Raw genomic sequence first — 17,164 nt, forward strand, 5'->3', positions numbered from 1 at the left:
CTCGGTATCGTCGTTTGCTAAACTGTCTTGCCCTGACTTCAGGGCGAAACCGTGTCTTGTCGCGTCACTCCGCCCCGACGACCCGACGATCACGCCACCAGTCATACAGAAGCAGACCGACGCCTGCAACAATCATGACATCCGCAAGATTAAAGACATACCAATAAAATCCATAGGCGTGGAAGCTGAAAAAGTCCGCCACCGCGCCATACAGGACGCGGTCCGCGATGTTGCCGGCGGCGCCCCCGATCACCAGCCCGAAGGCGGATGCGGCGAGAGGCCGCGCGGTGCCGGCGAGCCAGACGACGAGCACCGCCACGATCCCGGCCATCAGCGCGATGAGCGCCCAGCGCCCGAGGTCGGAGTCCCGCGCGAGGAGGCCGTAGCTGACCCCGTAGTTCCACACGAGCACGAGGTCGAGGAAGCCCGTCACGCGGACCGGCTGGCGCGCCGCGATGTCGAACGGGCCCAGAAACCACCATTTGAGCGCCTGGTCCGCCACGAAGGCGAAGACGGCGATGGTGAGCCCGAGCGGGCTCAGCGCGCCCCAGATACGCCAGTTGGCGCTCGCCATGGTCGGCTCCGTCGTCGTGCGGTCAGGCATCGGCCGGATTGCGCTCAAGCCACTCGCGCACGGCGGCGGCGTCGCGCGGGGTGAGATCGGGGAACTCCGGATCTGAGCCGACCTCCGGCAGGATCTTCCAGGAGCGCGCGCATTTGCGCCCCTCCGCCAGCCGCGAGACCACCGCGACGCCCGGGACGTCGTCCCAGCGATAGGCGTCCGCCGGGCCCTCGCCCTCGACGAGCGTCGCCTGGCTGGTGATGGCGATCTCGGCGAGGTCCACATCCTTCACCGCCTCGTAGAGGGCGGGGTCGGAGACATGGATCTCCGGCGCGGCCTCCAGGCTCGCCCCGATCCGCTTGTCGGCGCGTTCGATCTCGAGCGCGCCCGTCACCACGCGGCGCACCTTGCGCACCTTCTCCCACTTGGCGTTCAGCGCGTCGTCGCGCCAGCCCTCGACGGGCTCGGGGAAGAGGCGCAGATGGACGGACGTATCGTCGGGGAAGCGCGACAGCCAGACCTCCTCCATGGTGAAGGGAAGGAGGGGGGCAAGCCAGATCGTCAGGCGTTCGAACAGCGCGTCCATCACCGTGCGGCAGGCGCGGCGGGCGACGGACGAGGCCGGATCGCAGTAGAGCGTGTCCTTGCGGATGTCGAAATAGAAGGTGGAGAGATCCACCGTGCAGAAGTTGAACAGGCGCGTGAAGACGCGGCGGAAATCGAAGGCCGCATAGCCCTCGCGCACCTGCCCGTCGAGCACGGCGAGCTTGTGGAGCATGTAGCGCTCGAGCTCCGGCATGTCCTCCACGGCGATCCGCTCCTCGTCGGAGAAGTCCGCGAGATTGCCGAGCATGAAGCGCATGGTGTTGCGCAGGCGGCGGTAGGATTCCGCCGTCGCCTTGAGGATTTCCGCGCCGATCCGCTGGTCCTCGGTGTAGTCGCAGGAGGCGACCCACAGGCGCAGTATGTCGGCGCCATACTGCTTGATGATGTCCTGCGGGAAGACCTGGTTGCCCAGCGACTTCGACATCTTGCGCCCGTCCTCCGCCATGGTGAAGCCATGGGTGACGACCGCGTCGTAGGGCGCGCGCCCGCGCGTGCCGCAGGATTCCAGCAGCGAGGAATGGAACCAGCCGCGATGCTGGTCGGAGCCCTCCAGATAGACGTCCGCCGGCCATTTGAGATCGGGCCGCTTCTCCAGGACGAAGGCGTGGGTCGAGCCGGAATCGAACCAGACATCGAGAATGTCGGTGACCTGGTCCCAGTCCTCCGGATCGTAGTCGTTGCCGAGGAAGCGCGCCGTCGCGCCATCGGCGAACCAGGCGTCCGCGCCCTCCGCCTCGAAGGCTTGCGCGATGCGCGCGTTCACCGCCTCGTCCTGGAGCACCTCGCCGGTGTCCCGGTTCACGAAGACGGCGATGGGCACGCCCCAGGCGCGCTGGCGCGAGATCACCCAGTCGGGGCGATGCTCGATCATGCCGCGCAGCCGCGCCTGACCGCTGCGCGGCACGAAGCGCGTGTCGTCGATGGCGTTCAGCGCACGCGTCCTCAGCGTGTCGCCGGGGCCGTCGAGGTCGCGGTCCATGGAGATGAACCATTGCGGCGTGTTGCGGAAGATCACCGGCTTCTTGGAGCGCCAGGAATGGGGATACTGATGCTTCAGCCGTCCGCGCGCGACCAGCATGCCCGCCTCGGTCAAGGCGTCGATGACCGCCTGGTTCGCGTCGCCCTTCTCGCCCTCGGAGGTGAGGACGGACCGGCCGGCGAGCCCCGGCGCGTCGTCGGTGAAGACGCCGTCGGCATCAACCGTGTAAGGGATGGTCGTGTCGATGCCGCGCCTCTCCAGCGCCGCCTTGTTCTCCATCCAGATCTCGAAGTCCTCCGCGCCGTGGCCCGGAGCGGTGTGGACGAAGCCCGTGCCGTCCTCGTCGGTCACATGGTCGCCGTCGAGCAGCGGCACGTCGAAGCCGTAGCCGAGCGGGGCGAGGGGGTGGGTGCAGGTCGTGCCCCGGAGATCGTCCGCCGAGACGTCGCCGCGGCGCTCATAGGCCTCCACGCGGGCCTGGCCCATCACGGCGGCGGCGAGCTTGTCGGCGATCACGAGCTTGTCGCCGGGCTTTGCCCAGTTGCCCTCCGGTGCCGCCGTCACCTCGTAGAGGCCATAGGGGATGCGCGAGGAATAGCTGATCGCCCGGTTGCCGGGGATCGTCCATGGCGTCGTCGTCCAGATCACGATGCTCGCATCGGCAAGCAGGCCGGTCCCGCCGCTGACCGGGAACTTCACCCAGATCGTGTCGGAGGTGTGGTCGTAATACTCCACCTCGGCTTCGGCGAGCGCCGTCTTCTCCACGACCGACCACATGACGGGCTTGGAGCCGCGATAGAGCTGGCCGGTCATGGCGAACTTCATGAGTTCGCGTGCGATCTGAGCTTCTGCCCCGAAGCTCATGGTGAGATAGGGATCTTCCCAGTTGCCGATCACGCCGAGACGCTTGAACTCGGCGCGCTGGACGTCGATCCAGTGCTCGGCGAAGTCGCGGCATTCCTTGCGGAACTCGTTGACCGGCACGGCATCCTTGTCGAGGCCCTTGGCGCGGTATTGCTCCTCGATCTTCCATTCGATGGGCAGGCCGTGGCAGTCCCAGCCGGGCACATAGTTGGAGTCCCTGCCCAGATATTGCTGGGAGCGCACGATCATGTCCTTGAGGATCTTGTTGAGCGCCGTGCCGATATGGATGTTGCCGTTGGCATAGGGCGGGCCGTCATGCAGGACGAACAGCTCGCGGCCCTTCGCTTCCGTGCGCATCCGCTCGAAGATGCCGATCTCCTCCCAGCGCTCCAGAAGCCCCGGCTCCTTCTTCGGCAGCCCGGCGCGCATGGGGAAATCGGTCTTGGGCAGGAACAGGGTCTTGCGATAGTCGAGCCCGTCTGCCTGTGTGCTGTCCGCGGTCATGTCGTTCATTGCTTCCGGCTTGTCCCAGGAATTCTTCAAGCGTCGTCTGGAGCGTCTTCTATCAACGATGGGCCAAACAATCCATATGGGCGCTCAGTCCTCCCGCTTCAGGAACAGGAGCTGGGTATCGCCGTAGACCCTCCGGTCGACCGCCGCAAGCCCTGGCGGCACGGCGATCTCGGCCTCCGCGCTCTCCTCCAGCAGGGCGATCCCGCCGGGCGCCAGCCATCCCCCGGCGAGCACCGAGGCGAGCGCCGCCGCACCGAGCCCCCGGCCATAGGGCGGGTCGGCGAAGACGAGATCGAAGGGCTGCATGGGCGCGACGTCGCCGAGCCGCGTGGCGTCGCGCCGCCAGATCTTGGCAGCGCCCGTCGCCTTCAGCGTCTCGACATTGTGCCGCACGAGCGCGCGGCCCTCCGACGAATTGTCGATGAACAGGCAGAAGCGCGCGCCGCGCGAGAGAGCCTCCAGCCCCAGCGCGCCGGTGCCCGCGAACAGGTCGAGCACGCGCGCGCCTTCGAGCTCGATGGCCGCCGCGCCGTGGGCGAGGATGTTGAACACCGCCTCGCGGGTGCGGTCGCTGGTCGGGCGCACGGCGCGGGATTTCGGCGCGCTGAGCGCCGTGCCCCTATGACGGCCGCCGACGATGCGCATGGCGCTTGTCCTTCGGCGGCTCAAGCCCTGTGAGCCCCTTGGCGAGCCGGGTGCCGAGCTGGTCGCGCAGGACGCGCCTCGGCACCTCCTCAACCTGCTCGCGGGCGAGGTCGCCGAGCTGGAAGGGGCCGTAGGAGATGCGGATCAGCCGGTTCACCTTGAGGCCCAGATGCTCCAGAACGCGCCGGATCTCGCGGTTCTTGCCCTCCTTCAGGCCCATTGTGAGCCACAGATTGGTGCCCTGCACCCGGTCGAGCGCCGCCTCGATGGCGCCATAGTCCACGCCGTCGATGGTGATCCCGGCCTTCAGGCGGTCGAGCCCGGCCTGGTCGATGCTGCCATGGGCGCGCACCCGGTAGCGCCGCGTCCAGGCGGTCGAGGGCAGCTCCAGCCGGCGGGCGAGCTCGCCATCGTTGGTCAGGAGCAGCAGGCCCTCCGACGCGATGTCGAGCCGGCCGACGGAGATCACCCGCGGCAGGGTCTGGGGCAGGTGGTCGAACACCGTGGCGCGGCCCTGCGGGTCGCGGTGCGTCGTCACCAGCCCCACGGGCTTGTGATAGCGCCACAGCCGCGCGGGCTCGGGCTCCGCGATCGGCTCGCCGTCGACCAGCACCGTGTCGGCGGGCGTCACATTGACGGCAGGCGAGGAGAGCACCCGGCCGTTGAGGCTGACGCGGCCGGCCTCGATCAGGCGCTCCGCCTCGCGCCGCGAGCAGACGCCGGCGCGTGCGATCACCTTGGCGATCCGGTCGCCGGGCGGCGGTGCGGTGTTATCGGATTTGGGGTCTGACATGCGGGCGATGTCATACCGGAACGGCGGCGCGATGCAACAGCGCTCTCGCACGTCGCCTCGCATGCCGCTTGACGCCCGGGACCGGCGGGGTAAAGCTCGCGCCCGTCATGCAGGGCCCCGCACGCAAATCGATGGATCTGGCGCTTGAGGAGGCGCGCGCCGCCGCCGAACGCGGCGAGGTGCCGGTCGGCGCGGTCGTGTCGGGCCCCGGCGGCGAGGTGCTGGCCAGCGCCGGCAACCGCACGCTGGAGCTGAAGGACCCGACGGCGCATGCCGAGCTCCTGGCGATCCGCGAGGCCTGCGCGCGGCTCGGCTCGGAGCGGCTGACGGGCTGCGACCTCCATGTGACGCTTGAGCCCTGCGCCATGTGCGCCACGGCGATCTCGTTTGCCCGCATCCGCCGGCTCTATTACGGCGCGGCGGACGAGAAGATGGGCGGCGTCGACCACGGGCCCCGGATCTTCGCGCAGGCGACCTGCCATCACCGCCCGGAGGTCTATGGCGGCATCGGCGAGCGGCAGGCCGCCGATCTCCTCAAGGCCTTCTTCGCGGGGCGCCGGTAGGACCCGCCCGGCAGGGGCCGGAGGCTCAGGCCGTCTGCGACTGCAGGAGCTTTTCGAGCGCCCGTTTCAGCTCCGCCTTGGCCGGGGCGGAGCCGGCGAGGATCTCCCGGATCTTGAGGAACTCCAGCACGCGGAACTCGTCGATATCCGGCACGATCAGCATGTCCGGCGCGCGGCGCTCGATCTTCGCCTGGACGATCAGGTGCTCCATGATCATGGCCGACCGGAACCACAGCTCCGTTCCGCTCGGCGGTTCGTCGGACTCGCGCACCGGGCGGCCGGTGACGTCGACGGCGATGGTGACGTCGACATTCTCCAGATGGTCGAAGGGCAGGGGGTTGGTCACCCCGCCGTCGATCAACAGGCAGCCGTCTATGGTCTGCGGCGAGACGAGGCCCGGCAGCGCCATGCTGGCGGCGACGGCGGGAATGAGCGGCCCGCTCTTCAGGGCGACTTCCTTGCGCCCGTAGAAATCCGTCGCCATGAGGGTGAGCGGGATGGCGAGCTCGTCGAAGGTCTCCGGCATGATCTCCGGCAGGGCGAGGCGGGCGAGCGCCTGGCCCTCGAAGAGCGCGCCGGAGAACGGCCTGAGATTGATGAGGTCGAGCATCTTGACCCGCGAATCGCCGAGGAAACGGCGGGCGGCCTCGATCCGGTTGGCGAGCGCGCCTTCCGCATGGGTGCGGATCTCGCGGGCGGAATAGCCGGCGGCATAGGCCGCGCCGATCAGCGCACCGATGCTGGTGCCGGCGATCGCGGCGGGGCGTACGCCCGTCTCGTCGAAGGCCTCCAGTATGGCGATATGGGCAAGCCCGCGCGCACCGCCGCCGCCGAGCGCCAGTCCGATCCGGGGATATGGGCGGTCGGCCATCTCCGGCCCCCTAGCTGGCGCCGGCGCGCCGGGCATAGTGCCAGGCGGTCTCGGCCATGGGTCTCACCTGGCTCGCCATCGCCTCCGCCTTCGGATTGGCGGCGTTGCCGGCGCGCGCACGCGCCACGATGCCCTGGAAGATCGCGGCCATGCGGAAGAAGTTGTAGGCGAAGTAGAAGTCGAAGCCTTCGAGGCGCCGGCGGCCCGTGCGCTCGCAATAGCGCGCGGTGTAGCTGTCGAGGTCGGGAATGCCGAGCGCGGCGAGGTCGTGGCCGACGAGCGAGCCGACGCCGGCGCCGGTCTCCGACGGCGGCATGCGCCACTGCATCAGGTGATAGGTGAAGTCGGCGAGCGGATCGCCGAGGGTCGCGAGCTCCCAGTCGAGCACCGCGAGCACGCGCGGCTCGCTTTCGTGGAGGATCACATTGTCGAGCCGGAAATCGCCATGGACGATGGCCGCGCCCGTATCCTCAGGGCAGGCGCCGGGCAGCCAGGCCATCAGCCGGTCCATCTCCGCGACATCCTCCGTCGCGGACGCGCTGTACTGCTGCGACCAGCGGCGGATCTGGCGGGCGACATAGCCGCCGGGCTTGCCGAAATCGGAAAGGCCCACGGCCTCGTAGTCGATGGTGTGGAGCCGCGCGATGGTCTCGTTGAGCCGGTCGTAGACGGCTGCGCGCTCGCCAGGATCCGACGCCGGCATATGCGGCTCCCAGATCACCCGCCCGTCGACATGGTCCATGACGTAGAAGGCGGTGCCGATCACGCCCTCGTCCTCGCACAGCGCATGGGGCTTCGCCACGGGGAAGCCGGTTCCGTGGAGCGCGGAGATCACGCGGTATTCCCGGTCGACCGCATGGGCCGACGGCAGAAGCGTGCCCGGCGGCTTGCGGCGCAGGACATAGCGGCCGGAGGCGGCGGTCACGCGATAGGTGGGGTTCGACTGGCCGCCCTTGAACTGCTCCACCGTAACGGGCCCGGCAAACCCCTCCACATGGGCCTCGAGCCAGCGCGCCAGCCGCGCCTCGTCGATGCGCAGGGCGTCGGGCACCTCGCGTACGCCGGAAAACTCGCTCTGACGGTCGATACGGTCCATGCGCCCTTCCTGACCCTCTGTCCGAACCGCCATTGTGCGGGCGTCGCGGCCGAGGCTCAATCCTCCAGAAAGCCGAGCAGGGCCTTGAGCGTGGCCTCCGGCGCCTCCTCGGCGACGAAATGGCCGCAATCGAGCGTGACGACCTCCACCGAATTCGCCCATTCGCGCCAGGCCGCTTCCGTGGAGATCGTGACGCCCGACGGGAAGCCGGAGCTGCCCGGCATGGCCAGCACCGGACAGCGGATCTTGTGGCCGGCCTCGAAATCGGCCTCGTCGGCGGCGAGATCGTAGGTCTGTCCGGCGCGGTAGTCGTTGCAGGTGGCGTGGATGCGTTCGGGGATGGAATAGAAGCTGCGATATTCCGCGAGCGCGCGCTCGTCGAAGGCGCTCAGGTCCTTCGCTGCCGTCCAGCTCGCCAGCGTATGGTCGAGATAGGCCACCGAGCGCTGCTCGATCAGGAGCTCCGGCAGCGGGTGCGGCTGTGCGAGGAAAAGCCAGTGATAGGCGTTCATCGCCAGATGCTGGTTCATGTTCTGCCACATCGTGTGGGTCGGCACGATGTCGAGCACGGCGAGCTTCTCCACCCGCGCCGGCTCGTCGAGCGCCAGCCGGTAGCCGACCCGCGCGCCCCGGTCGTGGCCGGCAAACGCGAAGGATTCATAGCCCAGCTCCTTCATGAGCTGGACGATGTCCTGGCCCATGGCGCGCTTCGAATAGGCGAAGTTGTCGGGATCGTTGGGCGGGCAGGAGGACAGGCCGTAGCCGCGCAGGTCCGGCATGATCACCGTGAACCGTTCCGCGAGCGCCGGCGCGATCCTGTGCCACATGGCGTGTGTCTGGGGATAGCCGTGCTGGAGCACGAGGGGCGGGCCGGAGCCTCCGATGCGGGCGAAGATGTCCGCGCCGAAGGTCTCGAACCATCGCTCCTCGAAATCCGGGAAAAGTTCGCTCATCGTGGGTTCACCCCCGCTCGGTCGTCACATCACATTGGCGCGAGGGCCAAAGCATGGGGGCAAGACGATGACAGATCAACCGGCCTCCCGGTCGACGGCCCGCCAGCCGATGTCGCCGCGGCAGAAGCCTTCCGGCCAGTCGATGAGGTCTATGGCGGCATAGGCCCTCATGCGCGCATCCGCGACGGTGGGCCCGAGCGCGCAGACATTGAGCACGCGCCCGCCGGCGGCCCGCAGCGAATCGCCCTCCCGCTTCGTGCCCGCATGGAAGATCTCCACGCCCTCCAGCGTGGCCGCCTTGTCGAGGCCGCGGATCTCCGATCCCTTCTCATACGCGCCGGGATAGCCCTTCGCGGCCATCACCACGGTCAGCGCGCTCTCATTGGACCATCTCAGATCGAAATCCTTCAGCTCCCCGTCGCAGGCCGCGAGAAGCGCGATCAGGAAGTCCGATCTGAGGCGCATCATGAGCACCTGGCATTCCGGATCGCCGAAGCGGACATTGTATTCGATGAGCTTCGGCCCGTCGGCGGTGATCATGAGCCCGGCATAGAGCACGCCGCGATAGGGCGCGCCGATCTCGGCCATGGCGCGCACGGTGGGCTCGATGATCTCGCGCATGGTCCGCGCGCACATCTCCTCCGTCATGACCGGAGCCGGCGAATAGGCGCCCATGCCGCCCGTATTGGGCCCGGTGTCGCCGTCGCCCACGCGCTTGTGGTCCTGCGCGGTGGCGAGCGGCAGGGCGGTCTCGCCGTCGACCAGCGCGAAGAAGCTCGCCTCCTCGCCGACGAGGCACTCCTCGACCACGACCTCCGCGCCGGCCTCGCCGAAGGCGCCGGCGAACATTTCGTCGACGGCGTCCTGGGCTTGGTCGACCGTTTCGGCCACGACCACGCCCTTGCCGGCGGCAAGCCCGTCAGCCTTGACGACGATGGGCGCGCCCCGATCGGCGATATAGGCCTTCGCGGCGCCGGCGTCGGTGAAGCGGGCATAGGCCGCGCCGGGAATGCCGAAGCGCGCGCACAGGTCCTTCGTGAAGCCCTTGGAGCCCTCCAGCCGCGCCGCCGCCTGCGTCGGGCCGAAGGCCTTGATGTCCGCATCGGCGAGGCTGTCCACCAGCCCGTCGACGAGCGGCGCCTCGGGGCCGACGACCACGAAGCCGACCGAATTGTCCCGGCAGAACCGGATGACGTCGCCATGGTTCGCGATATCGAGATCGACGCAGGCCGCGACGTCCTGAATGCCGCCATTGCCGGGCGCGCAATAGAGCGTTTCCAGCTCCGGGCTTCCCGACAGTGCCCAGCACAGCGCGTGCTCGCGCCCACCCGAACCAATGACAAGGACGTTCATGCTCTGCCTTTCATTCTCAACAAAAGCGGGAAACGCGCGCGCCCATGTCCGGACGGCGCCCTTGAAGCGCGGCCCTTTCTAGCATTTGATGGCGCGAACGGAACAGGATTCGCGTGGCCCCCGATGCCGAATGACGACCCCATGGCGGACTGGCCGCTCGGCGAGCCGGCGGAGGCCGGCCAGCCGAACGTCGCCGAATTTTCCGTCAGCGAGATTTCCCAGGCGCTGAAGCGCACGCTGGAGGACGCCTACGGCCATGTGCGCGTGCGCGGCGAGCTGGGCCGCGTCAGCCGGCCGTCCTCCGGCCATGTCTATCTCGACCTGAAGGACGACAGGGCGGTGCTGTCCGGCGTCATATGGCGCGGCGTCGCGCGCACCTTGCGCATCCAGCCCGAGCAGGGGCTGGAGGTGATCGTCACGGGCCGCATCACCACCTTTCCCGGCCAGTCGCGCTATCAGATCGTCATCGAGCAGATGGAGCCCGCCGGGCGCGGCGCGCTGATGGCGCTTCTGGAGGAACGCCGCAAGGCGCTGGAGGCGGAGGGGCTGTTCGCGCCCGACCGCAAGCAGGCGCTGCCCTATCTTCCGCGCGTGATCGGCGTGGTGACCTCGCCGACCGGCGCCGTCATCCGCGATATCATGCACAGGCTCGCCGACCGGTTCCCCCGCCGCGTGATCGTCTGGCCGGTCCGGGTCCAGGGGGAGAGCTGCGCGGGCGAGGTCTCGGCCGCGATAAGGGGCTTCAACGCACTGGCGCCCGACGGCGCGATCCCGAGGCCCGACGTGCTGATCGTCGCGCGCGGCGGGGGTTCGATAGAGGATCTGTGGGGCTTCAACGAGGAGGAGGTCGTGCGCGCGGCGGCGGCCAGCGATATCCCGCTGATCTCCGCGGTCGGCCACGAGACCGACTGGACGCTCATCGACTATGTGGCCGACGAGCGCGCACCGACGCCGACGGCGGCCGCCGAGCGCGCGGTGCCGGTGCGCGGCGAGCTTCTGGCCACGGTCGCCGATCTCGGTGCGCGCGAGCGCCGGGCGCTCTCCCGGCTGTTCGAGGAGCGGCGCACCCGCGTGCGCTCCGCGGCCCGCGGCCTGCCGCGCCCGGAGGATATTCTGGGTCTGGCCCGCCAGCGCTTCGACACGGCATCGGGCCGGCTCGGGCGTGCGCTCAAGGCCAACACGCAGCATCACCGCACGCGCTGGGTCCAGGCGACGGCACGCCTGACGCCGCGCACCTTCACGAGCCTCATCGAGCGCCAGCGCGAGCGTCTGGAGACGCGCAGCCACCGGCTCGCCCGGGGGCTTGCGGTCTCCGCGCGCCAGGTGATCGTCGAGGGGCGCAGGCGGCTCGGCGAGCTCGACGGGCGCGGGGGGCGCGCCATGCGCCGCCGGCTTAACGATGTCGGCCGCCAGCTCGACGGACAGGCGAAGCTTCTTGAGTCGCTGAGCTACCGCTCCGTGCTGGGGCGCGGCTTCGCGCTGGTGCGCGACGGGACGGGCCGGCCCGTGCGCCGGGCGGGGGAGACGAGCCCGGGCGCCGATCTGGAGATCGAGTTCCAGGATGGCCGCGTCGCCGCCCGCATTGCCGGGCCGGCAGACGGCGCGCCGTCGGACAAGCCGGCCAGACCGCAGCCCGCCAGGCCGCGGAAGCCGGCAAAGGGGCCCGGTCAGGGCGAGCTGTTCTGACCGGCGGAGGACCCCTTCGGAGAAAACGGGTGCGCGGCCATCGCATATTGCTGTTCGATTCCGGCATGGGCGGCCTCACCGTCGCCCGGGCGGTGCGCGCGCGCCTGCCGGAGGCGGAGCTCGTCTATGCCGCCGACACCGCGGCCTTTCCCTATGGGGACTGGGCGGAACCGCTTCTCGTCCGGCGCATCCTCTCGGTGATGGAGCGCCTTGTCGAGGCGGTGCGCCCCGACGCGGTGGTCGTGGCCTGCAACACCGCCAGCACGCTGGCACTTCAGCCCCTGAGGGCGCGGTTCGACATTCCGTTCGTCGGCACGGTGCCGGCCATCAAGCCCGCCGCCGAGCAGACGAGGAGCGGCGTGATCGGCGTGCTCGCCACGCCGGGGACGGTGCGGCGCGACTATACCCGCGCGCTCATCGACACCTATGCCTATCACTGCACGGTCGTCGTGCACGGCTCGTCGGGCCTTGCGCGCCTCGCGGAGGCGAAGCTGCAAGGGCATCCGCCAGCGAGGGACGCCCTGCGCCGGGAGATCCGGTCGGTCTACAAGCGCCGGGGCGGGGGGCGCACGGATGTCGTCGTGCTCGGCTGCACGCACTATCCGCTGCTGCTGCCGGAGCTGGAGGCGGCGAGCCCGTGGCCCGTGACCTTCATCGATCCCGCCTCGGCGATCGCGCGCCGCGTCGCCCAGCTGCTCGAGAACGGCGGCGCGCCGGGCGCAAGCGGCGCCGATATCGCGGCGGACACGGTGATCGTCACCTCGCCCGTGCTCACGGCGGAGACCTTCGAGGCCTATGCCCGGTTCGGCTTCACCGCCCACCGGGAGCTCGCCATCGCCGCCGCCGGGCGGCAGTGGCTCGATTCGCAATAGCGGCCCGGCGCCGCTCCCGCATTGCCGCCGGCCTTTCGGGATGGCCCATGGCGGGCCGGGTCCCTGCGTTTGACATTGCGGGCGGGGGCTGTATCTGATCGCGGCTTGGGCAGGTCCGCCGGAAGGTGGCGACGCGTGCCCATGCTTCACGCCTGCCTGCGACGATTGTGCTCGACGCGCTTGGGCCCCTTGTCTGTTGGCCGGACAGTCCGGCAGAGGAAGGCAGGTTTTTGTCAGACGCTCGGGATTTGGAGATTGATCGATGAGCAAGCGCGACAGGGCTAAGTACAAGCTCGACCGCCGTATGGGCGAAAATGTCTGGGGCCGCCCGAAGAGCCCCGTGAACCGCCGTGAATACGGCCCCGGCCAGCATGGCCAGCGGCGCCGCGGCAAGCTGTCCGACTTCGGCATCCAGCTGCGCGCCAAGCAGAAGCTCAAGGGCTATTACGGCAACATCACCGAGAAGCAGTTCAAGGGCATCTACGAGCGTGCGACGCGGATGCGCGGCGACACCTCGGAGAACCTGATCGGCCTTCTCGAGCAGCGTCTCGACGCGGTGGTGTACCGCGCGAAGTTCGTGCCGACGGTCTTCGCCGCGCGCCAGTTCGTCAATCACGGCCACGTCAAGGTCAATGGCCGGCGGGTCAACATTCCGAGCTACCGCGTCAAGGTCGGCGACGTCATCGAGGTGCGCGAGAAGTCGCGCGAGCTGCCGATGGTGCTCGAGGCGACCCAGATGGCCGAGCGCGACGTGCCGGACTATATCGAGGCCGACCACAAGAAGATGACCGCGGCCATGACCCGCGTTCCGGCGCTCGCCGATGTGCCCTATCCGGTGCACATGGAGCCCAATCTGGTCATCGAGTTCTATTCGCGATAAGGTCTGTCGACCTGACATCATGCGGCGCGTGCGGTTCGGGGAGATCTGCACGCCCGCTTTTGCTTTGCGGGGGCCGGGCGGCTGGGCGTCCTAACAGGCAGGGAGCAGCCATGCGCGGAGTGTTGAAGGCTGGGGCGGCATTTGCGCTCGCTGCTGCGCTGGCCGGCTGTGCGACCTCGCCCGAGGAGCAGGCCGCGCTGGAGGCCGAGGAGGCGCCGGCCATCAAGGATCCCAAGATCGTCGTGGCGGACCAGTCCACGCCGATCGTCTATGTCCCCGTCATCGTCTTCCGCAGCACGACCTCCGACAAGATGATGCGCGACACCTATGCGGCGTTCCCCTCGCTCGACCAGTGCGAGAAGGCCGCGCGCCGCGGGGCCGCGACCCCGAGGCCGTCCGAATACGACGCGATGGCGATCTACGAGGTCTCCTGCTTCGAGGTCGTCAAGGATGGCGGCCAGAAGAAGATCGTGGTCGAGACCGCACCGCCGCCGGGCGTGGCCCAGACATCGGGCGGGACGCAGGCGCCGGCACCCGCACAGGCGCAGACACCCGCAACGCCGACCCCTGCGAAGAAGCCCACGCCGTCCGCCGGCCAGACGTCGTCGTGACGCCTGTCTCCCGGGCCGTGACGCCCGGGGCGTAGCCGGCTCCTCGCATGCCGGAGGAGCGCCGCGGAGCGCTCAGTTCAGCCGCCATTCCGAACCGACGAGACGCATCTGCGCGGGCGAGACGAGCTCGCGATGGGCCACGCAGACCTGCGCGAGCGTGCCATCCAGATTGTGGGCCCAGAAGTCCAGAAAGCCGATCAGCCGCGGAAAGCGCGGCGCCAGATCGTAGTTCTGCCACAGGAAGGACTGCAGCAGGCCCGGATGATCCGGCATGTGATACAGGATTTCCGCCGTGGTCAGGCTGTAGCCCTGCAACTGGCGGGACATGTCGCTTTCGGTCGTCACGGTTTCGGTCACGTCGCGATCCTCCTCACAAGCATGGTGCAGCCGGGACGGCTTCTGGAATTGTGCGCGCATGACGTGTCCGGTCAAGGATTATTGTGTAAATTATTCTTGATAATCAATATGTTAGCATCACACTAAAAGTGCTGCTAACAATTTCTGGCACTCTCCTCTTGAAAGTGCCAGGCGTGGCTCCAAATCGTCGGCATGGACTTCTGACCCGGAGACGTCCGACCCCGGACACAGGACGCCAGGAGAGCCCCGCGCGGAAGGACCCGTGCGGGGCTTTCTCGGTTCAGGGTCTCATATCGACCAGCTTGACCACCTTGGTGTTCACCCAGGCGAAGCAGCCGGCGAGTTGCGGGCCGATGGGCAGGTCGCCATAGACGCCGACGGCGCCTTCCGCCTCGAGCCGTCCGGCAAAGCCGGGCTCATCGCCCGAGACCACCCAGATGCCCGGCAGCCATGTCGGCCGGATCGGCCGACCCCCGGCACGCGTCATGGCCGCGAAGGCCGCGTCGTCGCCGAGCTTTGAGGGGAACACGGCGAGCACGGTGCCGGTGGCCTCCGGCGGCAGGGCGGCATCGCGCACCGCAAGCGTCATTGCGCCGAGCCAGGCGAGCACGATACCGGTCCCGAGCACCAGCGCGAGCCGGTGCCCGCTGCGGCCCGATCCCGTATGGCGCCCGCCCGCCATGGCCCGTCAGGCCGTCGCGCTGTCGCGGACGGCACCGGGCGCGCGCGCCTCGCGGATCGGCAGGTGGACGAGGGTCGCGAACAGGCCGAGCGCGACGGACAGCCACCACACCGCGTCGTAATTGCCCATGCGGTCATAGAGGACGCCGCCCAGCCAGACGCCGAGGAACGAGCCGACCTGGTGGCTGAAGAAGACGATGCCGTAGAGCATGCCCATATAGCGCGTGCCGAACATGAGCGCGACCAGCCCCGCCGTGGGCGGCACGGTCGACAGCCACAGAAGCCCCATCACCACGGCGAACCCGAAGACGCTCACCGTCGACAGCGGCACGAGCAGGAAGACCGTGATCGCGGCGGCACGGCCGAAATAGATCGCGCTCAGGAGATAGCGCTTGGACAGCCTCCCGCCCAATATGCCCGATATGTAGGAGCCGGCCACATTGGCCAGCCCGACAATGGCGATCGCGCCCGCGGCGACGCCCGCGCCGATGCCGCTCTCGGTGAGATAGGGCGGCATGTGGATCGTGATGAAGGCGAGCTGGAAGCCGCACACGAAGAAACCGAAGACGAGGAGCACATAGGAGCGGTAGCGCAGCGCCCAGGCGAGGGCGCCGCCGAGCGTGACCTCCGGGTCGGAGGCGTCGTCGGCATTGGTGCTGTCGCTCGCGCTGCCGCGCAGGGCCATGGTCAGCGGCAGGCAGAAGAGCAGGAGGACGGCGAGCAGAAGCATTGCCGTCTGCCAGCCATAGGCGGCGATGAAGGCCTGTCCGAGCGGGGCGAAGACGAACTGGCCGAGCGAGCTCGCCGAGGTGGCGATCCCGAAGGCCCACGACCGGCGCTCCGGCGGCATGCGCCGCGAGAACGCCGTCATGACGATGGCGAAGGAGGCCGTCGCGATGCCGATGCCGCTCAGCATGCCCGCGGAGAGATAGAACAGGCCCGGCGTGTCGGAATAGGGGATGAGCGCCACGCCCGTCGCGTAGATCAGCGCGCCGACGGCCAGGACGCGCGCCGTGCCGAACCGGTCGGCGGCGGCGCCGGCGAAGGGCTGGGCCACGCCCCAGAGCAGGTTCTGCAGCGCGAGCGCGAGGCCGAACACCTCGCGCGGCCAGCCATGGGCGTCGGAGATCGGCGCCGTGAACAGCCCGAAGCTCGAGCGTACGCCGAAGCTCGTGAGACAGATGAGGCAGCCGGCGACGATGATGGTTGCGGGCCGTTGCCAGAAGGGCAGGGCGTCCGGAGAGGGAGATGTCGTCATGGCGTTCTCTCTTCAAGCTCTGGCGCGGATGGGGCCGCCCGCGCTTGCAGGCGATGGACACGCAGAAAGAAATGGGTCTCTGATACCGGGGAACGGCGCCGCCGCCGCGCGTGGACAGCAGCGCCCGCCTGTCATGGGCAGGCAGAACAGCAGGCTCTCAAGCCTATGCGACCGCCAAGGGTTCGGCAATCGAATAAAACTGACGAATTAAATCAAGAAAATTGATGTCGTAGCGTGCGGCCACGGCTCCCGCCTCTGTCGCAGTCGGGACGGGGCAAGGGGAGGAGACTTCGGATCGTCTCGCGCGAAAGCGCGCCGACCTCCCCGCTGGCGGGGAGGTCGGGACTACCGTACCGCTTCGGCAACGGGTCACGCGCTCTGGCGCGTCTCGATGCCCTTTTCGGTGAAGACCTGCTGGAGCTCGCCGGACTGGAACATCTCGCGCAGGATGTCGCAGCCGCCCACGAACTCGCCCTTCACATAGAGCTGCGGGATGGTCGGCCAATCCGAATAGGTCTTGATGCCCTGGCGCAGATCGTCCGATTCCAGCACGTTGACGCCCTGATAGGGCACGCCGAGATAGTCCAGGATCTGGACCACGGCGCCGGAGAACCCGCATTGCGGGAACTGCGGCGTGCCTTTCATGAACAGCACGACGTCGTTGGTCTTGACCGCGTTGTCGATCCAGGCGTTGATGTCACTCATCTGATCGTCCTCATCGATTAAGGCGTGTAGCCGGGTGTAGGGACCCTATTCCTCCGGCGGCGATGTCTGCAGGGCGAGCGCATGGAGTTCGCCGCCCATGGCGCCTTTCAGCGCCTGGTAGACGAGCTGGTGCTGCTGGACGCGGCTCTTGCCCTTGAAGGCGGAGGACACGACGATCGCGGCATAGTGGTCCCCGTCGCCCGCCAGGTCGCGGATCTCGACCCGGGCATCGGGCAGGGCCTCCTTGATCAGCCGCTCGATCTCGTTTGCGTCCATTGCCATGGGCGTCGCCTCCGTCAGTTGGTCTTGCGCCAGT

At 68.7% G+C, this 17,164-nt stretch carries 17 protein-coding genes and 1 pseudogene; 5 read left to right on the plus strand and 13 right to left on the minus strand.

Features of this window, described 5'->3' with window-relative positions:
- Positions 1-64: 64 nt before the first annotated feature.
- From lspA to HW532_RS20440, 4 genes and pseudogenes are all read right to left on the minus strand, one after another.
- Positions 65-604 (minus strand): signal peptidase II, encoded by a 540-nt coding sequence (gene lspA / locus HW532_RS20425; protein WP_246479335.1) that lies wholly within the window; start codon positions 602-604, stop codon positions 65-67.
- Entirely contained in the window at positions 597-3,524 is a 2,928-nt protein-coding gene (gene ileS / locus HW532_RS20430) for an isoleucine--tRNA ligase (protein WP_213162219.1), read from the minus strand. Before ileS ends, lspA begins: the two co-directional genes overlap by 8 nt.
- Before the next feature lie 84 nt (positions 3,525-3,608).
- The gene (gene rsmD, locus HW532_RS20435) at positions 3,609-4,169 is read right to left on the minus strand and encodes a 16S rRNA (guanine(966)-N(2))-methyltransferase RsmD (protein WP_213162220.1); all 561 of its coding nucleotides are present in this window, start codon (positions 4,167-4,169) and stop codon (positions 3,609-3,611) included.
- Positions 4,170-4,212: 43 nt separating this feature from the next.
- Positions 4,213-4,962 (minus strand): annotated as a pseudogene (locus HW532_RS20440) (pseudouridine synthase); the annotation flags it as partial.
- Positions 4,963-5,093: 131 nt separating this feature from the next.
- Between HW532_RS20440 and HW532_RS20445 the strand changes: the two are divergent.
- Entirely contained in the window at positions 5,094-5,525 is a 432-nt protein-coding gene (locus HW532_RS20445; protein ID WP_213162222.1) for a nucleoside deaminase, read from the plus strand.
- A gap of 25 nt (positions 5,526-5,550) precedes the next feature.
- On the opposite strand, the gene HW532_RS20450 is transcribed toward HW532_RS20445, so the two are convergent.
- The 4 genes from HW532_RS20450 to purD form a co-directional block, all read right to left on the minus strand.
- A complete protein-coding gene (locus tag HW532_RS20450) occupies positions 5,551-6,396 on the minus strand; it encodes a patatin-like phospholipase family protein (RefSeq protein WP_213162223.1) in 846 nt (281 codons plus the stop codon).
- 10 nt (positions 6,397-6,406) lie between these two features.
- Entirely contained in the window at positions 6,407-7,492 is a 1,086-nt protein-coding gene (locus tag HW532_RS20455) for a phosphotransferase family protein (protein ID WP_213162224.1), read from the minus strand.
- Between the two features lie 56 nt (positions 7,493-7,548).
- Positions 7,549-8,445: an alpha/beta fold hydrolase gene (locus HW532_RS20460; protein WP_213162225.1), complete on the minus strand. Its 897-nt coding sequence runs from the start codon at positions 8,443-8,445 to the stop codon at positions 7,549-7,551.
- Positions 8,446-8,520: 75 nt separating this feature from the next.
- On the minus strand, positions 8,521-9,798 hold the full coding sequence (gene purD / locus HW532_RS20465; protein WP_213162226.1) for a phosphoribosylamine--glycine ligase: 1,278 nt from the start codon (positions 9,796-9,798) through the stop codon (positions 8,521-8,523).
- A gap of 123 nt (positions 9,799-9,921) precedes the next feature.
- On the opposite strand from purD, the gene xseA reads away from it, so the two are divergent.
- From xseA to HW532_RS20485, 4 genes are all read left to right on the plus strand, one after another.
- Complete coding sequence (xseA, locus tag HW532_RS20470; protein ID WP_213162227.1) at positions 9,922-11,484, plus strand: exodeoxyribonuclease VII large subunit; 1,563 nt, start codon at positions 9,922-9,924, stop codon at positions 11,482-11,484.
- A gap of 29 nt (positions 11,485-11,513) precedes the next feature.
- The gene (murI, locus tag HW532_RS20475) at positions 11,514-12,356 is read left to right on the plus strand and encodes a glutamate racemase (protein WP_246479336.1); all 843 of its coding nucleotides are present in this window, start codon (positions 11,514-11,516) and stop codon (positions 12,354-12,356) included.
- A 262-nt stretch (positions 12,357-12,618) separates the two neighbouring features.
- A complete protein-coding gene (gene rpsD, locus HW532_RS20480; protein WP_213162228.1) occupies positions 12,619-13,236 on the plus strand; it encodes a 30S ribosomal protein S4 in 618 nt (205 codons plus the stop codon).
- 110 nt (positions 13,237-13,346) lie between these two features.
- A complete protein-coding gene (locus tag HW532_RS20485) occupies positions 13,347-13,847 on the plus strand; it encodes a hypothetical protein (RefSeq protein ID WP_213162229.1) in 501 nt (166 codons plus the stop codon).
- Between the two features lie 72 nt (positions 13,848-13,919).
- Here HW532_RS20485 and HW532_RS20490 read toward each other — a convergent pair whose 3' ends face one another.
- The 5 genes from HW532_RS20490 to HW532_RS20510 form a co-directional block, all read right to left on the minus strand.
- On the minus strand, positions 13,920-14,204 hold the full coding sequence (locus tag HW532_RS20490) for an usg protein (RefSeq protein WP_425491900.1): 285 nt from the start codon (positions 14,202-14,204) through the stop codon (positions 13,920-13,922).
- A 280-nt stretch (positions 14,205-14,484) separates the two neighbouring features.
- Positions 14,485-14,886, minus strand: a complete 402-nt coding sequence (locus HW532_RS20495; protein WP_213162230.1) for a hypothetical protein — start codon at positions 14,884-14,886, stop codon at positions 14,485-14,487.
- 6 nt (positions 14,887-14,892) lie between these two features.
- On the minus strand, positions 14,893-16,143 hold the full coding sequence (locus tag HW532_RS20500; RefSeq protein WP_213162231.1) for an MFS transporter: 1,251 nt from the start codon (positions 16,141-16,143) through the stop codon (positions 14,893-14,895).
- Between the two features lie 369 nt (positions 16,144-16,512).
- Positions 16,513-16,848, minus strand: a complete 336-nt coding sequence (gene grxD / locus HW532_RS20505; RefSeq protein ID WP_213162232.1) for a Grx4 family monothiol glutaredoxin — start codon at positions 16,846-16,848, stop codon at positions 16,513-16,515.
- Positions 16,849-16,893: 45 nt separating this feature from the next.
- Entirely contained in the window at positions 16,894-17,130 is a 237-nt protein-coding gene (locus HW532_RS20510) for a BolA family protein (RefSeq protein ID WP_213162233.1), read from the minus strand.
- Positions 17,131-17,164 lie beyond the last annotated feature (34 nt).

The sequence above is a fragment of the Kaustia mangrovi genome (assembly GCF_015482775.1).
Taxonomy (GTDB): domain Bacteria; phylum Pseudomonadota; class Alphaproteobacteria; order Rhizobiales; family Im1; genus Kaustia; species Kaustia mangrovi.

Bases quoted from the DNA above. Each gene is read 5' to 3' on its own strand.
- HW532_RS20500 (WP_213162231.1), bottom strand. From the start codon at position 16,143: ATGACGACATCTCCCTCTCCGGACGCCCTGCCCTTCTGGCAACGGCCC.
- lspA (WP_246479335.1), bottom strand. From the start codon at position 604: ATGCCTGACCGCACGACGACGGAGCCGACCATGGCGAGCGCCAACTGG.
- HW532_RS20510 (WP_213162233.1), bottom strand. From the start codon at position 17,130: ATGGCAATGGACGCAAACGAGATCGAGCGGCTGATCAAGGAGGCCCTG.
- rpsD (WP_213162228.1), top strand. From the start codon at position 12,619: ATGAGCAAGCGCGACAGGGCTAAGTACAAGCTCGACCGCCGTATGGGC.
- HW532_RS20485 (WP_213162229.1), top strand. From the start codon at position 13,347: ATGCGCGGAGTGTTGAAGGCTGGGGCGGCATTTGCGCTCGCTGCTGCG.
- xseA (WP_213162227.1), top strand. From the start codon at position 9,922: ATGCCGAATGACGACCCCATGGCGGACTGGCCGCTCGGCGAGCCGGCG.
- HW532_RS20450 (WP_213162223.1), bottom strand. From the start codon at position 6,396: ATGGCCGACCGCCCATATCCCCGGATCGGACTGGCGCTCGGCGGCGGC.
- rsmD (WP_213162220.1), bottom strand. From the start codon at position 4,169: ATGCGCATCGTCGGCGGCCGTCATAGGGGCACGGCGCTCAGCGCGCCG.
- ileS (WP_213162219.1), bottom strand. From the start codon at position 3,524: ATGAACGACATGACCGCGGACAGCACACAGGCAGACGGGCTCGACTAT.
- HW532_RS20460 (WP_213162225.1), bottom strand. From the start codon at position 8,445: ATGAGCGAACTTTTCCCGGATTTCGAGGAGCGATGGTTCGAGACCTTC.
- HW532_RS20495 (WP_213162230.1), bottom strand. From the start codon at position 14,886: ATGGCGGGCGGGCGCCATACGGGATCGGGCCGCAGCGGGCACCGGCTC.
- HW532_RS20455 (WP_213162224.1), bottom strand. From the start codon at position 7,492: ATGGACCGTATCGACCGTCAGAGCGAGTTTTCCGGCGTACGCGAGGTG.
- purD (WP_213162226.1), bottom strand. From the start codon at position 9,798: ATGAACGTCCTTGTCATTGGTTCGGGTGGGCGCGAGCACGCGCTGTGC.
- HW532_RS20445 (WP_213162222.1), top strand. From the start codon at position 5,094: ATGGATCTGGCGCTTGAGGAGGCGCGCGCCGCCGCCGAACGCGGCGAG.
- grxD (WP_213162232.1), bottom strand. From the start codon at position 16,848: ATGAGTGACATCAACGCCTGGATCGACAACGCGGTCAAGACCAACGAC.